This window comes from Sphingomonas bacterium (genome assembly GCF_903643065.1).
Taxonomy (GTDB): Bacteria; Pseudomonadota; Alphaproteobacteria; order Sphingomonadales; family Sphingomonadaceae; genus Sphingomonas.
The window spans coordinates 1-3,810 of record NZ_CAHJWX010000294.1; the positions used below are offsets into that span (position 1 = coordinate 1).

Here is a 3,810-nt window from a genome sequence, read left to right on the forward strand (position 1 = left end):
GGCGCGGCGCGGACGCTGGTCGAACAGGGGCTGGCGGTGTGGAGCGAGGATGGCGAGCGCCGCCCGGTGCTGATCGTGCGCGGGCAGGGGCGGCTGCTCGACGCCGCCGCCGCCGCCGATCTGGATCGCGTGCGCGACCTGCTCGACGATCTGGAGGGCAAGGGCGAGATCGCCGCGTTACTCGACTCAGCCGCCGCCGGCGACGCCACGCGCATCTTCATCGGCGCGGAGAACAAGCTGTTCGCGCTGTCCGGCTCCTCCGTCATCGCGCGGCCGTTCCACGGGCCGGGCGGGCGCGTGGTGGGGGTGGTGGGGGTGATCGGGCCGACGCGGTTGAACTATGCGCGGGTTGTGCCCATGGTGGATTTCACGGCCGCGACGCTGGCCCGCCTGATCAGCTGAATACAGGGAATGGCATGACCGACGAGACGACCACCGAGGCGCCGGCGCCCGCCGACGACCTGCGCGCCGAGACGGCGGCGGCCGCGCCCGAGCTGGCCGAGCATGATCGCACCGCCGAGCTGGAGGCGCAGCTCGCCGAGGCCCGGCAGCAGGCGCTGTACGCGCGCGCCGAGGCGGAGAACGTCCGTCGCCGCGCCGAGAAGGAGGCCGCCGACACGCGCGCCTATGCGGTGACCAGCTTCGCGCGCGATGTGCTGGGCGTGGCGGACAATCTGGGGCGCGGGCTCGCGGCGATGCCCGCTGACGCGCACGACGATCCGCGCTTCAAGGGCCTGCTGACGGGCCTGGCCGCGACGGGCCGCGAGCTCGACAAGGTGCTGGAGCGGCACGGCATCACGAAAATCGCCGCGCTGGGCGAGATGCTCGATCCCAACCGGCACCAGGCGATGCTGGAGCTGCCCAGCGACGAGCCGCCGGGCACGGTCGTCCAGGAGATGCAGGCCGGCTATCTGATCAAGGATCGCCTGCTCCGCCCCGCGCTGGTGGGGGTGGCCAAGGCGGCGGAATAGCGGCCGGCACGATCCTCGCGGACGCCGATGAGCACGGCCCCGATCGCCATCGCGCGCCTGCGCATCAGCCTCGACGGGATCGAGCCCGAGATCTGGCGCACGGTGGAGATACCCGTCACCAGCAGCCTCAAGCTGCTGCATGACGTGATCCAGGCGGCGATGGGCTGGCAGGACGATCATCTCTGGCGGTTCGACGCGGGCGACCGCCGCTATGGCATGCCCGATCCCGGGTGGCCGGACCGCACGCTCATCGCCGCCAGCAAGGTGACGCTCGGCGCCCTCGTGGAGCGCGGAGTCCGCCAGTTCACCTATACCTACGACCTGGGCGACGACTGGCGGCACACGGTCGCCGTCGAGGCGGTCGCGCCCGCCGCTGCCGCTACCCGCTATCCTCGGCTGGTCGCCGGCGCCCGGCGCTGCCCGCCCGAGGACGTCGGCGGCTTGCCCGGCTTCGCGCTGTTCCTCGACGCGGTGGCTGACCCGACCCACGAGGACCACGAGCAGCTATCTGAGTGGCATGGCGGCCCCTTCGACCCCGAGGACATGGACGAGCCCGCGCTCCAGCGCGCGATCGCGACGATCGCCCGCCAGTGCGTCGGGTAGCAGAGCTGCGTCCGCCTCCGACCGGAGCGGCCTTAGGCCATCCTCACCGAGTCAGCGGCGCCCGACGAGATCGACTCAAGGGGGATCATCGATAGTTGAAGCTGACGCTGATCCGCTCGCCGCCGCCGGTGCCGGCGGGGACTTCGTGGCGGAGCCAGCTTTCCCAGAGCAGGATCGTGCCGGGGGCGGGGCGGAGCTCGATGAAGGTCCGTGCGCCCTCGGGCGCGTCGGGCAGGCGGGGCGGGGCGGCCATCATCATCGGCAGGCGTGGGTCCTCCAGCTTGAGGCCGCGCGCGCCGGCGGGGAGCGCGACGTAGAGCGTGCCGGACACGATGCTGTGCGGGTGGAGGTGCGCGGCATGGGCGCCGCCGGGCCTGAGCAGATTGACCCAGAGGCTGTCGAGCTTGAGCCGGCGACCGGCGAGGTCGAACGCGCAGGCCCTGGCGAAGGCGGCGACGTGACGGTCGAGGTGGCGCCGCAGCGCGGCAAAGGCGGGATCGCGGACGGGCAGGTCGTTCAGCGACGCATAGGAGGTGTAGCCGCGATAGCCGTTCGCGCGCGACCAGCGGCGGCCGGCGGCGTCGTCGGCGGCGAGCGCGCGGACGGAGCGGTCCAGCTCGGCCAGCAACGCCGCGTCGTCGAGCGTGCCCTCATAGACGGGCGTGGCGAAGAGCTGGCGGACGGGCATGACGTGGAGCTACCCGCCGTCCTCTCCCTCGTCACCCTGAACTTGTTTGAGGGTCCATGCGCGACGACAGGTCTTGAGCCTCACGTTCCTGATCGGAGCAATCCGCGTGGATGCTGAAACAAGTTCAGCATGACGGTGGCTATGCGATCCATGCGCGACGATGGATCGCGAGCGTCACGCTTCTGATCGGAGCAATCCGCGTGGATGCTGAAACGAGTTCAGCATGACGGTGGGGGCGATGGCTAGGCCAGCTCGGCCTTGAGCCGGTCGGCCAGGTCCGTGCGCTCCCAGGTGAAATGCTCGCCGTCGGGGGTGCGGCCGAAATGGCCGTAGGCGGCGGTGGGGGCGTAGATCGGCTTGTTGAGCCCCAGATGGGTGCGGATGCCCTTGGGCGTCAGGCGGACCAGCTTGGGCAGCACCGCCTCGATGCGGGCTTCCTCGACGGTGCCGGTGCCGTGCGTGTCGACATACAGGCTCAGCGGCTCGGCGACGCCGATCGCGTAGGAGAGCTGGATGGTGCAGCGCCGGGCGAGGCCGGCGGCGACGATGTTCTTGGCCATGTAGCGCGCGATATAGGCGGCGGAGCGATCGACCTTGGTCGGATCCTTGCCGGAGAAGGCGCCGCCGCCGTGCGGCGAAGCGCCGCCATAGGTGTCGACGATGATCTTGCGCCCGGTCAGCCCGCAATCGCCGTCGGGGCCGCCGATCTCGAAACGGCCGGTGGGGTTGACGTAGATCGCGGTCTCGTCGGTGATGAAGCCGTCCGGGAGAACGTCGCGGAACACGCCGGTGACATAGTCGCGCAGCTCGCCATACTTGGCCGCGTCCGAGCCCTCGCCGCCATCGTCGAAATAGCCGGGCGCGTGCTGGGTGGAGACGACCAGCGCGGTGGCGCGGACCGGCTTGCCGTTTTCATATTGCAGCGTGACCTGGCTCTTGGCGTCGGGCTCCAGGAAGCCGACGGTGCCGGCGTGGCGGTCGGCGGCCATGCGCTCCAGGATGCGGTGCGAGTAATAGAGCGTGGCGGGAAGGTGATCGGGCGTCTCGTCGGTGGCGTAGCCGAACATGATGCCCTGATCGCCCGCACCCTCGTCCTTGTTACCGCCCTCATCAACGCCCTGCGCGATGTGGGCGGATTGGGCGTGGAGATTGTTCTCGAACGTGGCGGTGCGCCAGTGGAAGCCGTCCTGCTCGTAGCCGATGCGCTTCACCGCCGCGCGCGCGGCCGCCTCGATCCGGGCGCGGCCTTCGTCGGTCAGTTCGCCGTCGGCGGCGATGATCGCGCGGTCTTTGGAGCGGACCTCGCCCGACAGGATGATCTTCTGCGTCGTCACCATTGTCTCGCAGGCGACGCGCGCCTCCGGGTCGCTGGCCAGGAACAGGTCGACGACGGCGTCGCTGATCTGGTCGGCGACCTTGTCGGGATGGCCCTCGGAGACGGACTCGGACGTGAACAGGAAGGAGGCGCGCATGCTGGTCCCGCTGATATAAGGAAAGCTTTATATGTCAGCCTAGCGGCGGCGGCGGCGCAAGGCAATCGCCCCCGCC

The 3,810-nt window shown here is 70.4% G+C and carries 4 protein-coding genes and 1 pseudogene; 3 read left to right on the forward strand and 2 right to left on the reverse strand.

The window, feature by feature from the left end:
* The 3 genes and pseudogenes from hrcA to HUU95_RS10635 all read left to right on the forward strand — a co-directional run.
* Positions 1–402: pseudogene (gene hrcA, locus HUU95_RS10625) on the forward strand (heat-inducible transcriptional repressor HrcA); the annotation flags it as partial.
* 14 nt (positions 403–416) lie between these two features.
* Positions 417–971 (forward strand): nucleotide exchange factor GrpE, encoded by a 555-nt coding sequence (grpE, locus tag HUU95_RS10630; protein ID WP_174280088.1) that lies wholly within the window; start codon positions 417–419, stop codon positions 969–971.
* A 27-nt stretch (positions 972–998) separates the two neighbouring features.
* On the forward strand, positions 999–1,574 hold the full coding sequence (locus HUU95_RS10635; protein WP_174280089.1) for a plasmid pRiA4b ORF-3 family protein: 576 nt from the start codon (positions 999–1,001) through the stop codon (positions 1,572–1,574).
* 85 nt (positions 1,575–1,659) lie between these two features.
* Here the strand turns inward: HUU95_RS10635 and HUU95_RS10640 are convergent, their stop codons facing one another.
* Positions 1,660–2,262 (reverse strand): TIGR02466 family protein, encoded by a 603-nt coding sequence (locus HUU95_RS10640; protein WP_174280090.1) that lies wholly within the window; start codon positions 2,260–2,262, stop codon positions 1,660–1,662.
* 242 nt (positions 2,263–2,504) lie between these two features.
* Positions 2,505–3,734, reverse strand: coding sequence for a methionine adenosyltransferase (gene metK, locus HUU95_RS10645; RefSeq protein WP_174280091.1), 1,230 nt, complete (start codon positions 3,732–3,734; stop codon positions 2,505–2,507).
* Between the last annotated feature and the right edge of the window lie 76 nt (positions 3,735–3,810).